Annotated in this window: 17 protein-coding genes; 12 read left to right on the top strand and 5 right to left on the bottom strand. The window is 67.9% G+C overall.

Annotated features, from left to right (window positions below; translation table 11 throughout):
• Positions 1–150: 150 nt before the first annotated feature.
• A complete protein-coding gene (locus tag ACE3P2_RS02470) occupies positions 151–393 on the bottom strand; it encodes a hypothetical protein (RefSeq protein WP_374260577.1) in 243 nt (80 codons plus the stop codon).
• Between ACE3P2_RS02470 and ACE3P2_RS02465 the strand changes: the two genes are divergently transcribed.
• The 11 genes from ACE3P2_RS02465 to ACE3P2_RS02415 all read left to right on the top strand — a co-directional run bounded on the left by ACE3P2_RS02465 (position 392) and on the right by ACE3P2_RS02415 (position 11721).
• Complete coding sequence (locus tag ACE3P2_RS02465) at positions 392–1222, top strand: MetQ/NlpA family ABC transporter substrate-binding protein (protein WP_374260574.1); 831 nt, start codon at positions 392–394, stop codon at positions 1220–1222. The two genes, ACE3P2_RS02470 and ACE3P2_RS02465, sit on opposite strands and share 2 nt — an antisense overlap.
• Before the next feature lie 28 nt (positions 1223–1250).
• Positions 1251–2582 carry a phenylacetate--CoA ligase family protein gene (locus tag ACE3P2_RS02460; RefSeq protein WP_374260571.1) on the top strand — a complete coding sequence of 444 codons (1332 nt, stop codon included), beginning with the start codon at positions 1251–1253 and terminating at the stop codon, positions 2580–2582.
• Between the two features lie 29 nt (positions 2583–2611).
• Positions 2612–3937, top strand: coding sequence for an O-acetylhomoserine aminocarboxypropyltransferase/cysteine synthase family protein (locus ACE3P2_RS02455; protein WP_374260569.1), 1326 nt, complete (start codon positions 2612–2614; stop codon positions 3935–3937).
• Positions 3934–5076 carry a homoserine O-acetyltransferase gene (metX, locus tag ACE3P2_RS02450; RefSeq protein ID WP_374260566.1) on the top strand — a complete coding sequence of 381 codons (1143 nt, stop codon included), beginning with the start codon at positions 3934–3936 and terminating at the stop codon, positions 5074–5076. The genes ACE3P2_RS02455 and metX overlap by 4 nt, the downstream gene beginning before the upstream one ends.
• Positions 5077–5219: 143 nt before the next feature.
• Positions 5220–5573, top strand: coding sequence for a hypothetical protein (locus tag ACE3P2_RS02445; protein WP_374260564.1), 354 nt, complete (start codon positions 5220–5222; stop codon positions 5571–5573).
• The gene (locus tag ACE3P2_RS02440; RefSeq protein ID WP_374260561.1) at positions 5573–6901 is read left to right on the top strand and encodes a diguanylate cyclase domain-containing protein; all 1329 of its coding nucleotides are present in this window, start codon (positions 5573–5575) and stop codon (positions 6899–6901) included. Before ACE3P2_RS02445 ends, ACE3P2_RS02440 begins: the two co-directional genes overlap by 1 nt.
• Positions 6902–7101: 200 nt before the next feature.
• Positions 7102–7620: a rhodanese-like domain-containing protein gene (locus tag ACE3P2_RS02435; protein ID WP_374260559.1), complete on the top strand. Its 519-nt coding sequence runs from the start codon at positions 7102–7104 to the stop codon at positions 7618–7620.
• 4 nt (positions 7621–7624) lie between these two features.
• Positions 7625–8626 carry a serine O-acetyltransferase EpsC gene (epsC, locus tag ACE3P2_RS02430; protein WP_374260557.1) on the top strand — a complete coding sequence of 334 codons (1002 nt, stop codon included), beginning with the start codon at positions 7625–7627 and terminating at the stop codon, positions 8624–8626.
• On the top strand, positions 8619–8861 hold the full coding sequence (locus ACE3P2_RS02425) for a helix-turn-helix domain-containing protein (protein ID WP_374260554.1): 243 nt from the start codon (positions 8619–8621) through the stop codon (positions 8859–8861). Before epsC ends, ACE3P2_RS02425 begins: the two co-directional genes overlap by 8 nt.
• 96 nt (positions 8862–8957) lie before the next feature.
• Complete coding sequence (locus tag ACE3P2_RS02420; protein WP_374260552.1) at positions 8958–9887, top strand: family 2A encapsulin nanocompartment shell protein; 930 nt, start codon at positions 8958–8960, stop codon at positions 9885–9887.
• On the top strand, positions 9862–11721 hold the full coding sequence (locus ACE3P2_RS02415; protein WP_374260550.1) for a family 2A encapsulin nanocompartment cargo protein cysteine desulfurase: 1860 nt from the start codon (positions 9862–9864) through the stop codon (positions 11719–11721). Before ACE3P2_RS02420 ends, ACE3P2_RS02415 begins: the two co-directional genes overlap by 26 nt.
• Before the next feature lie 262 nt (positions 11722–11983).
• On the opposite strand, the gene ACE3P2_RS02410 is transcribed toward ACE3P2_RS02415, so the two are convergent.
• Positions 11984–12337, bottom strand: coding sequence for a 2Fe-2S iron-sulfur cluster-binding protein (locus tag ACE3P2_RS02410; RefSeq protein WP_374260549.1), 354 nt, complete (start codon positions 12335–12337; stop codon positions 11984–11986).
• A 250-nt stretch (positions 12338–12587) separates the two neighbouring features.
• On the opposite strand from ACE3P2_RS02410, the gene ACE3P2_RS02405 reads away from it, so the two are divergent.
• Positions 12588–14261 (top strand): sigma 54-interacting transcriptional regulator, encoded by a 1674-nt coding sequence (locus ACE3P2_RS02405; RefSeq protein WP_374260546.1) that lies wholly within the window; start codon positions 12588–12590, stop codon positions 14259–14261.
• A gap of 118 nt (positions 14262–14379) precedes the next feature.
• Here the strand turns inward: ACE3P2_RS02405 and ACE3P2_RS02400 are convergent, their stop codons facing one another.
• The 3 genes from ACE3P2_RS02400 to ACE3P2_RS02390 are packed head-to-tail and all read right to left on the bottom strand — an operon-like array spanning position 14380 to position 17175.
• Positions 14380–15753 carry an NAD(P)(+) transhydrogenase (Re/Si-specific) subunit beta gene (locus ACE3P2_RS02400; RefSeq protein ID WP_374260544.1) on the bottom strand — a complete coding sequence of 458 codons (1374 nt, stop codon included), beginning with the start codon at positions 15751–15753 and terminating at the stop codon, positions 14380–14382.
• The gene (locus tag ACE3P2_RS02395) at positions 15753–16037 is read right to left on the bottom strand and encodes an NAD(P) transhydrogenase subunit alpha (protein WP_169145171.1); all 285 of its coding nucleotides are present in this window, start codon (positions 16035–16037) and stop codon (positions 15753–15755) included. The genes ACE3P2_RS02400 and ACE3P2_RS02395 overlap by 1 nt, the downstream gene beginning before the upstream one ends.
• Before the next feature lie 13 nt (positions 16038–16050).
• On the bottom strand, positions 16051–17175 hold the full coding sequence (locus ACE3P2_RS02390; RefSeq protein ID WP_374260541.1) for an NAD(P) transhydrogenase subunit alpha: 1125 nt from the start codon (positions 17173–17175) through the stop codon (positions 16051–16053).
• Positions 17176–17350: the final 175 nt, after the last annotated feature.

Here is a 17350-nt window from a genome sequence, read left to right as displayed (position 1 = left end):
CTGACGCGCCCTGATTTTCTGAAGCGTCAGAAACCCGCTCGGTCGCCGAAGCCGCTTTGAAAGCCGCCGCGCCGCCTGCCTGGGTTGTGGAATACGAACCAATCGAGCCGATCATGGCTACCCCCTTTTGTGAGCTTGGAGCCTGCACGCTCAAGCCAGTTTTAGCAAAATACCATAAATGACGAAGTGTTTCACAATCGCATCTCTGGTAGCCAGCCGCTCACTTAGCGTACGATTTTTTCCGAATTCTGAGACGACCCCATCACCATCGTCCTGCTCATCGCCCTCGTCCAGAGCGTCCAGTTTGCCGGCCAGTGGTTCGCCCGCCGGGTGGACAAGCGCTGAAACCCCACACAACAACACCTCAGACTCAATCGTTCCGGAGAACAACATGCACCCCACCCGCCGCCACTTCGCCCTGCGCCTCGCCCAGCTCGCCGCCACCGTCGGCCTCGTCGCCGGGCTCGGCATCGGCGCCGCCCACGCCCAGGAGAAGAAAACCCTGGTCATCGGCGCCACCGCCGGCTCCAACTTCGACCAGCTCAAGCTCGGCATCAAGCCGGTGCTCGAGAAGAAGGGCTACACCGTCAAGCTCGTCGAGTTCAACGACTACGTGCAGCCCAACCTCGCCCTCGCCCAGGGCTCGCTGGACGCCAACCTGTTCCAGCACGTCACCTACCTGAAGAAGTTCTCGGCCGACAAGGGCCTCAACCTCACCGACATCACCAAGGCGCCCATCGCCCCGCTGGGCCTGTACTCCAAGAAGCGCAAGGGCCTCGCCGACCTGAAGGACGGCGACCGCATCACCCTGCCCAACGACCCGAGCAACCTGGCCCGCGCGCTGGTCTTCCTGGAACAGCTCAAGCTGGTCAAGGTGAAGGCCGGTATCGATCCGCTCAAGGTGACCGAGAAGGACATCGCCGAGAACCCCCGCAAGCTGGTGCTCACCCCCATCGAAGCCGCCCAGCTGCCGCGCACCCTCGACGATGCCGAGTTCGCCCTCATCAACGGCAACTTCGCCATCTCGTCCGGCCTCAAGCTCACCGAAGCCGTGGCGCTGGAAAAGACCCCGGACCACTACCTCAACGTCGTCGCCGTCAAGACCGAGGACAAGGACAAGCCCTGGGCCAAGGACATCGTCGCCGCCTTCCGCACACCGGAATACCGCGCTGCGCTGGACAAGCACTTCGCCGGCTACGCCCGCCCGGCTTACCTCCAGTAATCACCGTCCACGCCCAAGGATCGCCGTCATGCTGAGCCCCCACCGCCCCTTCTGGGACGCCGCCCTCGAAACCCAGCCGCGCGCCGACTGGGACGCCCTCAAGCTGCAACTGCTGCAGCGGCACCTGCGCCACGCCTACGACCACTCGCCCTACTACCGGGCGAGCTTCGACGCCGCCGGCGTGCACCCCGACAGCGTGCGCAGCCTCGACGACATCCGCCGCTTCCCGTTCATCGACAAGGCCATCGTGCGCGAGCGCCAGCTCGCCGTGGCGCCCTTCGGCGATCTGGTTGCGGTGCCCGAGCGCGACATCGTCTACATCTCCGCCTCCAGCGGCTCGACGGGCGTGCCCACCGCATCGCCCTTCACGGCCCAGGATTTCGACGACTGGATCGACTACGAGGCGCGCCAGTTCTGGTCGTCCGGCCTGCGCCCGGAAGACCGCTACGCCCACTCGCTCAACTTCTCGCTGTTCGTCGGCGGGCCCTGCGTGCTGGGCGCCCAGAAGCTCGGCGCACTGTCGATCCACGCCGGCACCGTGCCGTCCGAGCGCCTGCTGGCGATCCTGCGCCAATTCCAGGTCACCGCCATCTGGACGACCCCGTCCTACGCCTGGTATCTGGGCGAGACCGCGATCAAGGAAGGCATCGACCCGAAGCACGACCTCGCGGTGCGACGCATCTTCGTCGCCGGCGAGCCCGGCGGCTCGATCCCCGAAACCCGCCAGCGCATCGAGGCCCTGTGGGGCGCGTCGGTGTACGACTACTACGGCCTGTCGGACATCTTCGGTTCCTGCGCCGGCATGTGCGAGGAGAAGGACGGCCTGCACTGGGCCGAGGATCACATCCTGGTCGAGGTGCTCCACCCCGGCACCAACGAACCGGTGCCGGAAGGCGGCCGCGGCGAACTGGTGCTCACCACGCTCAAGAAATCCGCCCGCCCGATGATCCGCTTCCGCACCGGCGACATCGTCTCCTTCACGTCCGATCCCTGCGCCTGCGGCCGCACCTCGATCCGCCTGCAGGGCGTGCACGGCCGGCTCGACGACATGCTCATCATCAAGGGCGTCAATGTCTTCCCCAGCGACGTGGAAGCCATCGCCCGTCGCGACCACGACCTCACCGGCGAATACCGGCTGATCGTCGAGCGCGAGCACCACCTCGACCGCCTCACCGTCGAGATCGAGCGCAGTGCCGCCGCCACGGCCCCCGACGCCGAGCTGGCGAGCCGCTTCGCCCATCACCTGAAGGCCGTCACCGGCGTGAGCGCGATCGTCACGATCCTGCCGCCCGACACCCTGCCCCGCGCCACCCACAAGGCCAAACGCGTCGAAGATCGCCGCACCGGCGTGTGGTCCTGACACCCACCCGTTTCCCGAGGAGCCCCGCCATGAGCGACCGCAAAGCCGCCTACCGCTTCGAAACCCTGCAGGTCCACGCCGGCCAGCAGCCCGCCCCCGGCACCAACGCCCGCGCCGTGCCGATCTACCAGACCACCTCCTACACCTTCAACGACGCCGACCACGGCGCCCGCCTCTTCGCGCTGAAGGAGTTCGGCAACATCTACACCCGGATCATGAACCCCACCACCGACGTCTTCGAGCGGCGCATCGCCGCGCTGGAAGGCGGCGTCGCGGCGGTGGCCACCAGCTCCGGCCAGGCCGCCCAGTTCCTCGCCATCACCACCATCGCCCAGGCCGGCGACAACATCGTCTCCACCAGCTACGTGTATGGCGGCACCTACAACCAGTTCAAGGTGGCCCTGCCGCGGCTGGGCATCGACGTGAAATTCGTGGAAGGCGACGATCCGGAAGACTTCCGCCGCGCCATCGACGCCAACACCAAGGCGCTGTACGTCGAGACCATCGGCAACCCGCGCTTCAACATTCCGGATTTCGAGGCCCTCGCCCAGATCGCCCACGAAGCGGGCATTCCCCTCATCGTGGACAACACCTTCGGCGCCGGCGGCTACATCGCCCGGCCCATCGACCACGGCGCCGACATCGTGGTCGAATCCGCCACCAAGTGGATCGGCGGCCACGGCACGTCGGTGGGCGGGGTGGTGATCGACGCCGGCACGTTCGACTGGGGCAACGGCAAGTTCCCGCTGTTCACCGATCCGGCACCCGGCTACCACGGCCTCAATTTCTGGGAAGTCTTCGGCAGCGGCGGCCCCTTCGGGAACATCGCCTTCGCCATCCGCGCCCGGGTCGAAGGCCTGCGCGACATCGGCCCCACCCTGTCGCCCTTCAACGCCTTCCAGCTCCTGCAAGGCCTCGAGACGCTGTCGCTGCGCGTCCAGCGCCACCTGGACAACACCCTGGAACTGGCTCGCTGGCTCAAGGCTCACCCGCAGGTGGCGTGGGTCGAATACAACGGCCTCGAAGACAGCCCGTACCACGCGCTCGCCAAAAAATACCTGCGCAACGGCTTTGGCGCGGTGCTCAACTTCGGCATCAAGGGCGGCGCCAACGCGGCGCGCACCTTCATCGACAACGTCGAGCTCGCCAGCCACCTGGCCAACGTGGGCGACGCCAAGACACTGGTGATCCACCCGGCCTCCACCACCCACCAGCAGCTCTCGGCGACCGAGCAGGCCAGCGCCGGCGTGCGGCCGGACCTGATCCGCGTCTCGGTGGGCATCGAGCACATCGAAGACATCAAGGCCGACTTCGACCACGCCCTGCGCCGTTCCACCCTCGAAGCCGCGGCATGAGCGCCTTCCGGCTCTCCGACCAGACCCGGCTGTTCCAGTCGGAGCGGCCGCTGCGCCTCGAGTCGGGGGCCGACCTGCCCGGCCTGCAGCTCGCCTACCGCACCTGGGGGCGCCTGTCGCCCCGGGGCGACAACGCCGTGGTGCTCTGCCACGCCCTCACCGGCTCGGCCGACGCCGACGACTGGTGGGCGCCGCTGTTCGGCCCGGGGCGGTCGCTCGACCCCGCGCGCGACTTCATCGTCTGCAGCAACGTGCTCGGCGGCTGCTACGGCAGCACCGGGCCCACCAGCCTCGCCCCCGACGGCGTGCGCTGGGGCGCCCGCTTTCCGCGCCTCACCGTGCGCGATCAGGTGCGCGCCAAGATGCGACTCGCTGACGCCCTCGGCATCCGCCACATCCGCTGCGTGATCGGCGGCTCGATGGGCGGACTGCAGGCGCTGGAATGGGCGCTGCTCGATCCGCAGCGGGTCGGCGCGGTGGTCAGCATCGCCGCCGCCGCCCGCCACTCGGCCTGGTGCATGGCCTGGAGCGAAGCCCAGCGCCTGGCGCTCGCCGCCGACCCGCGCTACCGCGACGGCGCCTACGACCCCGCCGATCCACCCGTCGCCGGCCTGGCCGCGGCCCGGGCGATGGCGATGGTCGGCTATCGCAATGCGGCCGCGCTGGCCCGCCGCTTCGAGGGCGAACACGACGCCCGCGCGCCCTTCTCGCCCGCCGACGGCGCCGTGCAGGGCTGGCTGCGCCACCACGGCGACGCCCTCACCCGCCGCTTCGACGCCCACAGCTATCGCGTGCTCCTCGACGCGATGGACACCCACGACCTCGGTCGTGGCCGCGGCGGCCTCGCCACCGCCCTGGCGCACCTGACCCAGCCGGTGCTGGTCGGCGCCTTGCCGAGCGACACCCTCTACGTGCCCGAGGATCAGTTCGATCTGGCCGCCGGACTCCCCAACGCCAGCCTCGTCGCCATCGACACGCCCCACGGTCACGACGGCTTCCTGATCGACGCCCCCCGCGTCGATGCCGCCCTGCGCCGCTTCTTCTGCGAACGCCTCGCCCACCCCGCCCCCTGCCCGTCCGGCCGGCCCGCCCCACGGCGGGCCGCATCCCCTTTCGTCACCGGCGGCCAGCCGGGCTGAATCCACCCCGAGGCGCCAGAACGGCGCCAGTCTTTGCGCTTCGACAAATTGAAGAGTGCGCGCAGTGCGCCCCGCCGGGAACCAACGGCTTACAATTTGAGGAGGGACAAGAGAACCGCAACGCGGTACGACAGGGGGGGACGATGATGCGTATCAGGCAGGCCCGGCAGTCCGGCGGGCAGCGCCTCGATCATTCCGGCGGCGCGCTGCACCGACTGCTGCAGTGGGTGTTCGCATTGGTCTGCGCGCTGGCCGCGCCGACCGTTTTCGCCGAGGCGGAGGCGACCGCCGGCCAGCAGATCCACAAGGTCGGCATCACCGCCTTCCGCGACAAATCCGTCACCGTGCGGGAATGGCAGCCGACGATGGACTACCTCTCGGCGATGATCCCCGGCAGCCGCTTCGAGGTCGTGCCGCTGTCGCTGCCCGAGTTCGAGATCGCGCTGGCCCGCCGCGAGCTCGATTTCGTGCTCACCAACCCCAGCACTACATCCTGATGGAAAGCCGCTACGGCGTGTCGCGCCTCGCCACCCTGGTCAAGCGCGAGAACGGCGTGCAGGTGAATCGCTTCGGCGGCGTGATCTTCACCCGCAGCGACCGCCAGGACATCCAGCGCCTGGACGATCTGCGACACAAGCGCATCGCCGCGGTCGACCGCACCTCCTTCGCCGCCTTCCTGCTCCAGTACGACCTGCTCAAGGATCGCGGCATCGACCTCGACACCGATGCGCAGGTCCAGTTTCTCGGCTTCCCCCAGGACGGCTGCGTCCTCGCCGTGCTCGACGGGCGCGCCGACGTCGGCTTCGCGCGCAGCGGCGTGCTCGAGGCCATGAGCCAGGAGGGACGCATCCAGCTCGCCCGGCTGCGCATCATCGAACCCGTCCAGCGGGGCGATTTTCCCTTCCTCGTCAGCACCCCGCTGTTCCCCGAATGGCCGCTGGCCGCCGCCCCCCACGTGCCCATCGACGTGGCCAACCGGGTCGCCGCCACCTTGCTGATGATGCCCCCCGACACCCCCGCGGCGCGGGCCGCGCGCTACTACCGCTGGTCCACCCCGCTGGAATACCAGCACGTCCAGACCCTGATGCGGCGCCACCACATCTACCCCTACGACAAGCCCGAGCCGATCAGCCTCGGCGCGGTGATCCAGCAATACCTGCTGCCCGCCTTCATCGCCCTCGCCGTGGTGCTGCTCGGCCTCACCATCCTCTACCTGCGCACCCGCCAGCTCAACGTGGCCCTGCACGCCTCGCGCCAGAAACTCAGCGAAATGGCCCACCAGGACCCGCTCACCGGGCTGCCCAACCGCAACCTCCTCGAAGACCGCCTCACCCTGGCCCTCGCCCACGCCCGCCGCACCGGCTTCAAGGTCGCCGTGTGCCTGGCCGACCTCGACGGTTTCAAAGCGATCAACGACCACCTCGGCCACAAGGCCGGCGACGAGGTCCTGCAGGACGTGGCCGCCGGCATCCAGAGCACCCTGCGGGCCAGCGACACCGCCTCCCGCTGGGGCGGCGACGAGTTCGTGCTGCTCATCAACGACTTCATCGAAGCGAGCCAGGTCGAGGAGACGATGAAACGCGTCCTCGCCGCCATTGCCCACAGCGACGCCCACAGCGGCGGCTACCCCGTTTCGGCGAGCATCGGCGTGAGCATCTTTCCCACCGACGCCCTCGACCCGCACACCCTCTTCAAGCAGGCCGACGAGGCCATGTACGACGCCAAGAAGCGCGGCGGCAACTGCTTCGCCATCCACGGCGCAATCCACGATCCGGGCCGCCAGACCGTCGCCTTCCCGGCGCAGCGCACCCGCACCGCCAGCTGACCGGACAAGGCGGCGCGGCCCGCCGCGGGGCCGGCGACGCCTTCGCCGGCCCCGAGGCGATCCTGCAAAGCTTATTCAATTCCGGCTGCAAATCATCTGAATATTTGTTGGTTCGTGTCGGCGAACCCGCCCGCTAATGTGTCTCCACCCGGACGACGCGCCCCACCCGGCGCAGTCCCCAACCGTCAGTGGAGACACCCATGCTCGACACCCAAACCCGCGATCTCGCCGTTGCCGGTCAGCAGGCCGCCCACGGCGCCACGCCCCAGCCCGACGAACTCGACGCCATTCTCGACCAGGCCCGCGCACGCGCACGCAGCGCCGGCCAGCCCTTCGCCGGCAGCGTGACGCCGGCCGAAGCCTGGGAACTCGCCAGTGCCGGCTACGCCCGTCTGGTGGATGTGCGCACCGCCGAAGAGCGCAAGTTCGTCGGCCACGTCCCCGACACCCTGCACGTCCCCTGGATGACCGGCACGGCCCTCAACCGCAACCCGCGCTTCGTCAAGGAACTCGAAGCCAAGGTGAAGAAGGACGCCGTGGCCTTGCTGCTGTGCCGCAGCGGCAAGCGTTCCGCCGCCGCCGCCGAGGCCGCCACCAAGGCCGGCTTCAGCCACGTCTTCAACGTGCTGGAGGGTTTCGAGGGCGAGCTCGACGGCGACACCCGCCGCGGCAACCTCGGCGGCTGGCGCTTCCACGGCCTGCCCTGGGTGCAGGACTGACGCCATGCTCCAGGCCACCCGCCCCGACGCCCCGCTCGCGCCCGCCCGGCCCGTGCCGCCGCCCTCGTCCGCCTCGCCCCACGCCTCGTGGAACCTGGACGACGTCGTTGCCGGCCTGCGCGCGGTCCGCGAACGCTGGCGCCTCGCCCAGAACCGTCAGCTCGAATACGGCGGCCGCGAGCTACCCTCCCGCGAGGCCCTGCGCGGCATCGTCGACGGGCTGCGCGGCGCCCTCTTCCCGATGCGCCTCGGCCCCGCCGACCTGCGTCAGGAGAACGAGGATTTCTACGTCGGCCACACCCTCGATGCCGCCCTGCATGCGCTGGCCGAACAAGTCGCCCTCGAACTGGCCTACCAGTTGCGGCATGGCCGCCCGGGCGTCGACGCCAGCCCGGACGCCGCCGTGCGCATCGTGCGCGACTTCGCCGCCGCCCTGCCGCAGATCCGCGCGCTCCTCGACAGCGACGTGGAAGCCGCCTACCACGGCGACCCCGCCGCCGGCAGCGTCGACGAGGTGGTGCTGTGCTACCCCGGCATCCTCGCGATCATCCACCACCGCCTCGCCCACCGGCTGTACCGGCTCGGCGTGCCGCTGATCGCCCGCATCGTCTCCGAGCTGGCCCATTCGGCCACCGGCATCGACATCCACCCGGGCGCCGAGATCGGCGGGCGCTTCTTCATCGACCACGGCACCGGCGTGGTGATCGGCGAAACCGCCGTGATCGGCCAGGGCGTGCGGCTCTACCAGGCCGTCACCCTGGGCGCCAAGCGCTTTCCGGTGGGTGCCGACGGCAGCCTCGAAAAAGGTCTGGCCCGCCACCCCATCGTCGAGGACGACGTGGTCATCTACGCCGGGGCGACGATTCTCGGTCGCATCGTCATCGGCCGCGGCTCGAGCATCGGCGGCAACGTCTGGCTCACCCACAGCGTGCCGCCGGGCAGCCACGTCAGCCAGGCCAGCCTGCATCAGCAGGCCGGCGAAAGCGGAGCGGTCGGCCATGACTGAACTCGCCACCCGCTTCGGCCGCGCCGTGCGTCGCCTGCGCGAGGAGCGCGGCTGGTCGCAGGAACAGCTCGCCGAACACGCCGACCTCAACCGCGGCTACGTGGGCGACCTCGAACGGGGCCGCGCGATGCCCTCGCTGGCCACCCTCGCCAAGCTCGCCGACGCCCTCGAGCTACGCCCGTCGGCGCTCATCGCCCGTTTCGAACCCTCCGCCCCCGGTCGCGCCACGTCTTGACGGGTTTAGCCGGTTGAAGCGACCCCGCCCCCCATTCAAACTTCATTATCACTTTTTGGCATAAGCATTTTCTAACCAGGAATAAGGAGCGCCTCCATGTCCGATCATCTCGACGCCCAGACAGCCCTCGGCGACAACGCCGCGCGGCAACTGGCCAATGCCACCAAGACCGTTCCCCAGCTGTCCACCATTTCGCCGCGCTGGCTGGTGCACCTGCTGCAATGGCTGCCGGTCGAAGCCGGCATCTACCGCCTCAACAAGGTCAAGAACCCCCGCGACGTGCGCGTCGCCTGCTCCCAGCGCGACGAATCCGAGCTGCCGCAGACCTTCGTCGACTACGACGAGCAGCCGCGCGAGTATTTCCTGAACGCGGTCACCACCATCCTCGACGTGCACACCCGCGTCTCCGACCTCTACAGCAGCCCCCACGACCAGATCAAGGAGCAGCTGCGCCTCACCGTCGAGACCATCAAGGAACGTCAGGAATCCGAGCTCATCAACAACCCGGACTACGGCCTGCTCGCCAACGTCACCGATGAGCAGCGCATCTCGACGCTCACCGGCGCCCCCACCCCCGACGATCTGGACGACCTGCTCACCAAGGTCTGGAAGGAACCCGGCTTCTTCCTCACCCACCCGCTGGCCATCGCCGCCTTCGGTCGCGAATGCACCCGCCGCGGCGTGCCGCCCCCGACGGTGAGCCTGTTCGGCGCTCAGTTCCTCACCTGGCGCGGCATTCCGCTGATCCCGTCGGACAAGGTGCCGGTCGAGGACGGCAAGACCAAGATCCTCCTGCTGCGCACCGGCGAGAAGCGTCAGGGCGTGGTCGGCCTGTTCCAGCCCGGCGTCGCCGGCGAGCAGAGCCCGGGCCTGTCCGTGCGCTTCATGGGCATCAACCGCAACGCCATCGCGTCCTATCTGATTTCGCTGTACTGCTCCCTGGCCGTGCTGACCGACGACGCACTGGCTGTCCTCGAAGACGTGGAGATCGGCAAGTACCATGACTATCCCGACACCTACAAGTAACGGGGTCGCGGCCCTCGGCACCGGCGCGCCGGCCGGGCTGCCGGACGAGAACGTGCTCGCCCGACTCGCCGGGGAGTTCTTCTCGGCCCTGCCCACCGCCTTTGGCGGCGCCCCGGCGCTGGACATCCCCCGCGCCGCCGAACCGGAGATCCGCCCCGGCGACGCCGGCCCGCAGCTCGTCGCCGCCGCACCGGTCGCACCGGTGCGGGCCGAGAGCGTACCGCTCGACCACGCCCACGGCGCCGGTCGGGCCGGCAACCCGGCCTTCGGCGTGCCCGAAGCCTACGCCGCCGCGCTGCCCACCCTCAGCCCGCCCGCCTCGCCGCCGCCCCTGGCGCCGTCCGCGCCGTACTACTTCCTCGGCGAAGCCGGTGCCGCACCGACGACCACGCCCGCCGGGCCGGTCGAAAACCGGCTCGTGCCGCAATCCTTCGGCCTGCCCGGCGAAGCGGAACTGCACGCCATCCTCGCCGACATCGCCGGCGAGCGCCGCGCCGCCAACGCCGCGACCGGCACGGCACCCGGGCACTTCTACTTCCTCGACGGCGCCGGCGCGCCGACGCGGGAAGCGCAAGTTCCCCAGCTCGGCGCAGGTGCCCATCCGGCCTTCGACGTGCATGCCGTGCGGCGGGATTTCCCGATCCTCCAGGAGCGCGTCAACGGCCGTCCGCTGGTGTGGTTCGACAACGCCGCCACCACCCACAAGCCCCAGGCGGTGATCGACCGGATCGCCTACTTCTACCAGCACGAAAACTCCAACATCCACCGCGCGGCCCACGAACTTGCCGCCCGCGCCACGGATGCCTACGAAGGCGCCCGCAACACCGTGGCCCGCTTCGTCGGCGCCGCGTCGCCGGAGGAGATCATCTTCGTGCGCGGCACCACCGAAGGCATCAACCTGATCGCCAAAACCTGGGGCTGGCAGAACGTGGGCGAAGGCGACGAGATCATCGTCTCCCACCTGGAACACCACGCCAACATCGTGCCGTGGCAGCAGCTTGCCGCCGCCAAGGGCGCCCGCATCAAGGTGATCCCGGTGGACGACACCGGCCAGGTGCTGCTGGACGAGTACCGCAAGCTGCTCACCGAGCGCACCCGGATCGTCTCCGTCACCCAGGTCTCCAACGCCCTGGGCACCGTGGTGCCGGTCAAGGAGATCGTCGCCATGGCCCACCAGGCCGGCGCGGTGGCGGTGGTCGACGGCGCCCAGTCGGTGTCGCACTTGCGGGTCAACGTGCAGGCCATCGACGCCGACTTCTTCGTCTTCTCGGGCCACAAGATCTTCGGCCCGACCGGCATCGGCGCGGTGTACGGCAAGCGTGCGATCCTCGAGGACATGCCCCCGTGGCAGGGCGGCGGCAACATGATCGCCGACGTCACCTTCGAGAAGACGATCTACCACGGCGCCCCGACCCGCTTCGAGGCCGGCACCGGCAACATCGCCGACGCGGTGGGCCTCGGCGCGGCGCTGGACTACGTGGAGCGCATCGGCATCGAGCACATCGCCCGCTACGAGCACGACCTGCTGGTGTATGGCACTCGCGGACTCCTCACGGTGCCCGGCCTCAAGCTGATCGGCACCGCGGCGGACAAGGCCAGCGTGATGTCCTTCGTCCTCGACGGCTACCGCCCCGAGGAAGTCGGCAAGGCGCTCAACGAGGAAGGCATCGCGGTGCGCTCCGGCCACCACTGCGCCCAGCCGATCCTGCGCCGCTTCGGGCAGGAAGCCACGGTGCGGCCCTCGCTGGCGTTCTACAACACCTGCGAAGAGGTCGACCATCTCGTCGCGGTGCTGCACCGCCTCGCCCGCGGCAAGGGGCGCATCGGCCGCTGACGCGCCCACCTCGCCCATCGAAACGGCCACGGCTCATCCCGTGGCCGTTTTCGTTTCGGATCGATCTTGTCGCGCCATGTTGGGCCGCGTGGCGTGCCGCGGCCTCGAACGATCCCGGCGCGCCGAAACGGGGTGGCGGCGATTCCCGTCACCCGCAAAAAAACAGCCGTCACGTTGCGTGACGGCCGTAAAAAACCAGGGAGCCCGGCAGGAGGGAGGGTTCTGCCGGTTGGACGCTCCTGGTTGCGGAACCGAATTCAGCTCACTCGGCGCAGGCGCCCGGAGCGGCCTCCTGCAACGTCGGCGCCCCCTTGCACACCGACTTCGCCATCTTTCCCACCACGCTGAGCGACAACTCGCCCCGGGGAAACACCCGGCAAGCCAACACCACGCCGGCCGTCAACTCCTCGTCGGAGACGCAGGCCTTGCTCATCTTGCGGGCGAAATACTCGCCCGCGGTGATCTGCACCTTGCAGACCCCACACCCGCCGCCCCGACACCCCACCGGAATGCCGCGACGGCCCAGCACTTCCATGCCGCGCAAGAGGTTTTCGTCCTCGGTGCAAAGGTAGTCCTCGCCGGTATTGTCGATGTGAATCAGGTGCTTCTGGGTCATGTCTCCTCCAGGGCAACGCAGTGTCCGCTCTGGGGCAGACTTCCTGCGGCGCTCGCAATTTTTCTCGAGATTTTGTATTATTATCGCTAATGTCACGATAACGCAAGCTGATATGAACAATTTCGCGGGGCGTGCAGCCTGTCAGCGTTTCAGTCCGGCCTGCGTGGTATAACCGTCGGCAACCACCGCCCCGGCGCACAACGCCGGCCAACGAAACAATCACGAGCGGTGGAGACAATGGAGGAGACGCTTGAGCACCATCCAGTATCCGCAGGACAGAGACCTGCGCAGCCTCGTTCGCTTCTGCGCGGACAAGGGCATGATCTGGCTCGACGAGAACCGCATGATCCTCATGCACGGCGCCGCCTTGTCGGCCCTGCGCAAGGAGCTCATCGACTCCCTCGGCATCGACCAGGCGCGGCGCATCCTCACCCGCATGGGCTACGCCTCCGGCGCCTGCGACGCGGAGCTGGCCCGCAAGGTGCGAACCGACAAATGCGTTCAGGACAGCTTCGTCGTCGGCCCTCAGCTCCACATGCTCGAGGGCAGCGTGCTGGTCACTCCGGTCAGCCTCGAGATGGACGTCGAGGCGGGCAAGTTCTACGGTGAATTCCTCTGGGACAACTCCTACGAAGCCGAAGCCCACGTGGGCGAATACGGCCACACCGACCACCCGGTGTGCTGGATGCAGATCGGCTACGCCTCGGGCTTCACGTCGGCTTTCATGGGGCGCTTCATCCTTTTCAAGGAAGTGGCCTGCGCCGCCACCGGCCTCAACCAGTGCCGGATCGTCGGCAAGCCTGTCGAGGAATGGCCGGACGCCGCCGAGGAAGCCTCATACTTCGAGGCCGACTCGATTCTCAGCCACATGCTCGAGCTGCGCGGTCAGGTGGATGCCCTGCGCGCAACCCTCGAATACCGCCAGCAACCCCAGAACCTGATCGGCTCGTCGGCGGGTTTTCGCCATGCCTACTCGTTGATCGGCAAGGCCGCCGCGACCCAGGTGACGGTGCTGCTGCTGGGCGAGACCGGCGTCGGCAAGGAGCGCTTCGCCCGCGCCCTGCACGACATGAGCCGCCGCGCTGCCGGCCCCTTCGTGGCCGTCAACTGTGCCGCCTTGCCCCATGAACTGATCGAATCCGAACTCTTCGGCGTCGAGAAAGGCGCCTTCACCGGCGCCCACGCCTCCCGCTCCGGCAAGTTCGAGCGGGCCGACGGCGGCACCCTGTTCCTCGACGAGATCGGCGAGCTGCCGCTGGCCGCCCAGGCCAAGCTGCTGCGCGTGCTGCAGGAAGGCGAGATCGAGCGGCTCGGCGACGAGCGGGTACGCAAGATCAACGTGCGCCTCGTTGCCGCCACCAACGTCGACCTGCAGTCGGCGGTCAGGGCCGGGCGATTTCGCAGCGACCTGTTCTATCGGCTCAACGTCTACCCGGTCAAGATTCCCCCGCTGCGCGAGCGCACCGCCGACATCCAGCCCCTCGTCGAATCAATGCTGCAGCGGTTCGGCGCGCTGCACGACAAGCGCGTCGCCGGCATTACCGACAAAGCCCTGCGCGCCCTCAAGAACTACGCGTGGCCGGGCAACATCCGGGAACTCGAGAACATCATCGAGCGGGGCGTGATCCTCACCCCCCAGAACGACTGGATCGAAATCGAGCACCTGTTCACCGAGCCTCAGGATTTCGGCGCGATCCAGCACATCATCGACGACGCCGGCAGTCTGGCCGACGCCGAATGCGTGATCGAAAGCCTGTGCCTGCGCATCATCGACGCGGGCATCGGCCTCGATCGCCTTGAAGACGCCCTGATCCAGCACGCCGTCAAGGAATCCCGCGGCAACCTCTCGGGCGCGGCGCGGATGCTCGGCATCACCCGCCCACAGCTCAACTACCGCCTCAAGAAGAAGGAATCCTCGGGCTGAGGGCCGCCATGCGCGGCTGCGGCCATGGCGCCATCGCCGTCCACAAAAAACGGGAGCCCGAGGGCTCCCGTTCTTCTTTCGAACCGCCGCGCACCCGGGGGGGGCGCGCGGGCGAGATTCAGACCGACATCGCCTTCACGTGCTGGATCACCTCGGCAATGGCCTGCTGGGCAGAACCGTACAGCAACCGGGTGTTGTCCTTGTAGAACAAGGCATTCTCGATGCCCGAATAGCCCGTGCCCTTGCCACGCTTCACGACGATCACGTTCTGCGCCATGTCGGCGTTCAGAATCGGCATACCGTAGATCGGGCTCGACTTGTCGGTGCGCGCCGAGGGGTTCACCACGTCGTTCGCCCCGATCACCAGCGCCACGTCGGCCTGGGCGAAATCGGCATTGATTTCCTCCAGATCGAAGATCTTCTCGTAGGGCACGCCCGCCTCGGCCAGCAGCACGTTCATGTGGCCTGGCATCCGGCCCGCCACCGGGTGGATCGCGAAGCTCACCTCGACGCCCGCCTCTTCGAGCAGTTCGGTCATCTCCCACACCTTGTGCTGGGCACCGGCCACCGCCATGCCGTAGCCCGGCACGATGATGACCTTGCTGGCGTAACGCATCATGGCAGCAGCGTCCATCGCGCCGACTTCCTTCTGCTCGCCTTCGACGGCCTCGCCGCCACTGGCCGCAGCCATCGGCACGAACAGGATGTTGGAGATCGGGCGGTTCATCGCCTTGGCCATCAGTTGGGTGAGCAGCGTGCCGGCCGCGCCGACCACGATACCGGCGATGATCAGCGCCGGAATGCCCATCACAAAGCCCTCGAAGCCCACGGCGAGGCCGGTGAAGGCATTGAACAGCGAAATCACCACGGGCATGTCGGCTCCGCCGATCGGCAGCGTGATGATGGTGCCGAGGATCAGCGCGAGCACGAAGAACGCACCCACCAGCATCGGATCGATAGCCGGCGCAACCACGATGGCGACGCCGAGCCCGAGGGTCGCCAGGGCCAGCACCACGTTGACGGCATTCTGCGCGGGCAGCCGGAAGGCTTTCTTCATCACGCCCTGGAGCTTCGCCCAGGCCACGACCGAGCCCGAGAACGACACCGCGCCGATCAGCGCGCCGAGCGTCGCCAGCAGGGTGACCACGGTGCCGTGCATCTCGCCGCGGGCGAACTCCACCGCCGCGATGGCCGCCGCGGCGCCGCCGCCCATGCCGTTGTAGATGGCCACCATCTGCGGCATGTCGGTCATCGCGACCTTCTTGCCGGACCACCAGGCGAGCACGCCACCGAGGGCGATGGCCAGGACCATCAACCCCAGGTTCTGCATGTTCGGGGTGAAGAAGGTCACCACCGTGGCGAGCACCATGCCGACGCCCGCCCAGATGATGCCCTTGCGCGCCGAGACCGGCGAGCTCATGCCCTTCAGGCCGAGGATGAACAGTACCGCGGCGACGAAGTAGCTCGCGTCAATCAGCCACTTGATAGCCATTACTTCTTCTCCTTCGACTTGAACATCGCGAGCATCCGCTCGGTCACCACGTAGCCGCCGGCCGCGTTGGCCGCGCCCAGCAGCACGGCGACGAAGCCGATGGCCTGCTCGAGGGGCGTCTCGGCCTGGCCGAGGGCGATCATGCCGCCCACCAGCACCACGCCGTGCACGAAGTTGGAACCCGACATCAGCGGCGTGTGCAGGATCACCGGCACGCGGGAAATCACCTCGTAACCGGTGAAGGCGGCGAGCATGAAGATATACAGCGCAACGAATCCATCCATGATCGTCTCCCGGTTACAGGCCCAGCGCCTGCTTGACGCCCGCGTGGCGCAGTTCGCCCGCGTGGGTCAGGCAGGCACCCGCCAGCACCTCGTCTTCCCAGTCAAGGGCCAGAGCCCCGTCCTTGATGAAGGGCGAGATGAAATTGAAAAGATTCTTGGCGTACATCTCGGAGGCATGCACCGGCATGCGGCTCGGGATGTTGACCGGACCGATGATGAGCGTCTCGCCCACCCAGGTCTTCTCGCCCGCCATCGTGCCGGCGACGTTGCCACCGGTCTCGGCGGCCATGTCGACGACGATCGAACCCGGCTTCATGCGCGCCACCATCTCGGCGGAGACGATCTGCGGCGCACGCTTGCCCGGAATCGCCGCGGTGGTGATGAGCGCATCGCAATCGGCGATCGCCTTGCCGAGCTTGTCGGCCTGCTGGCGCTTCTCCTCATCGGTGAGTTCGCGGGCATAGCCACCGGCACCAGCCGCCGACACGCCGGTGTCGACGAACTTGGCCCCCAGCGACTCGATCTGCTCCTTGGTTTCGGGGCGCACGTCGTAGCCCGACACCATCGCGCCGAGACGCTTGGCCGTGGCGATGGCCTGCAGACCCGCGACACCCGCTCCGATCACCAGCACCTTGGCGGGGCGGATCGTCCCCGCGGCGTAGGTGAGCATCGGGAAGAACTTCGGCGAGTGATCGGCCGCGATCAGCGCGCACTCGTAACCCGACACCGCTGCCTGGCTCGACAGCACATCCATGCTCTGGGCACGCGAAATACGGGGCAACAGCTCCAAAGCGAAACAGGTGATGTTCTTCTTCTGGAGCAGTTCGACGCGTTCCTTGCTCGACCACGGTTGTTGCAGGCCGACCAATACCGCGCCGGACTTCAGCTCGGCGATGTCCTCGAGGGACAGCGGCTGAACCTGCAGCACGATGTCGGCCTTGCCGAGCACTGCCGCAGCATCGCCGACGAGTTCCGGCGCGCCGTAGTCCTCGTCGCGGAAATAAGCCGAGGCGCCGGCACCCGCCTGAAGCAGCAGCGCCGCGCCAAGCCCTTGATACTTCTTGGCCACATCCGGAACCAGCGCGACACGGCGCTCGCCCGGCGTAGACTCTTTGGTCACACCGATGACCAGAGGCATGGAACCTCCTTATAAGAATTGTTGGGTTTCTGCTATCGTCGTGAGAGGGTGTCACGCCGACACAACTCTTGATTTTTCCTGAAGCGTTAAAAGTGCACAAAACACCGGGGAAAATCGCTGAATCCCGGCTAAGAATGCGCTAAATCAGCCATTGATCAGGATCAAGATGCGAAAG

The sequence above is a fragment of the Zoogloea sp. genome, assembly GCF_041911615.1.
Classification (GTDB): Bacteria; Pseudomonadota; Gammaproteobacteria; order Burkholderiales; family Rhodocyclaceae; genus Zoogloea.
Note: the sequence above shows the minus strand (reverse complement) of the source record. Positions and strands in the feature narration are given on the sequence as shown.

Coding starts and splice junctions, on each gene's coding strand:
- ACE3P2_RS02465 (WP_374260574.1), top strand. CDS start 392: ATGCACCCCACCCGCCGCCACTTCGCCCTGCGCCTCGCCCAGCTCGCC.
- ACE3P2_RS02470 (WP_374260577.1), bottom strand. CDS start 393: ATGTTGTTCTCCGGAACGATTGAGTCTGAGGTGTTGTTGTGTGGGGTT.
- ACE3P2_RS02460 (WP_374260571.1), top strand. CDS start 1,251: ATGCTGAGCCCCCACCGCCCCTTCTGGGACGCCGCCCTCGAAACCCAG.
- ACE3P2_RS02455 (WP_374260569.1), top strand. CDS start 2,612: ATGAGCGACCGCAAAGCCGCCTACCGCTTCGAAACCCTGCAGGTCCAC.
- metX (WP_374260566.1), top strand. CDS start 3,934: ATGAGCGCCTTCCGGCTCTCCGACCAGACCCGGCTGTTCCAGTCGGAG.
- ACE3P2_RS02445 (WP_374260564.1), top strand. CDS start 5,220: ATGATGCGTATCAGGCAGGCCCGGCAGTCCGGCGGGCAGCGCCTCGAT.
- ACE3P2_RS02440 (WP_374260561.1), top strand. CDS start 5,573: ATGGAAAGCCGCTACGGCGTGTCGCGCCTCGCCACCCTGGTCAAGCGC.
- ACE3P2_RS02435 (WP_374260559.1), top strand. CDS start 7,102: ATGCTCGACACCCAAACCCGCGATCTCGCCGTTGCCGGTCAGCAGGCC.
- epsC (WP_374260557.1), top strand. CDS start 7,625: ATGCTCCAGGCCACCCGCCCCGACGCCCCGCTCGCGCCCGCCCGGCCC.
- ACE3P2_RS02425 (WP_374260554.1), top strand. CDS start 8,619: ATGACTGAACTCGCCACCCGCTTCGGCCGCGCCGTGCGTCGCCTGCGC.
- ACE3P2_RS02420 (WP_374260552.1), top strand. CDS start 8,958: ATGTCCGATCATCTCGACGCCCAGACAGCCCTCGGCGACAACGCCGCG.
- ACE3P2_RS02415 (WP_374260550.1), top strand. CDS start 9,862: ATGACTATCCCGACACCTACAAGTAACGGGGTCGCGGCCCTCGGCACC.
- ACE3P2_RS02410 (WP_374260549.1), bottom strand. CDS start 12,337: ATGACCCAGAAGCACCTGATTCACATCGACAATACCGGCGAGGACTAC.
- ACE3P2_RS02400 (WP_374260544.1), bottom strand. CDS start 15,753: ATGGCTATCAAGTGGCTGATTGACGCGAGCTACTTCGTCGCCGCGGTA.
- ACE3P2_RS02395 (WP_169145171.1), bottom strand. CDS start 16,037: ATGGATGGATTCGTTGCGCTGTATATCTTCATGCTCGCCGCCTTCACC.
- ACE3P2_RS02390 (WP_374260541.1), bottom strand. CDS start 17,175: ATGCCTCTGGTCATCGGTGTGACCAAAGAGTCTACGCCGGGCGAGCGC.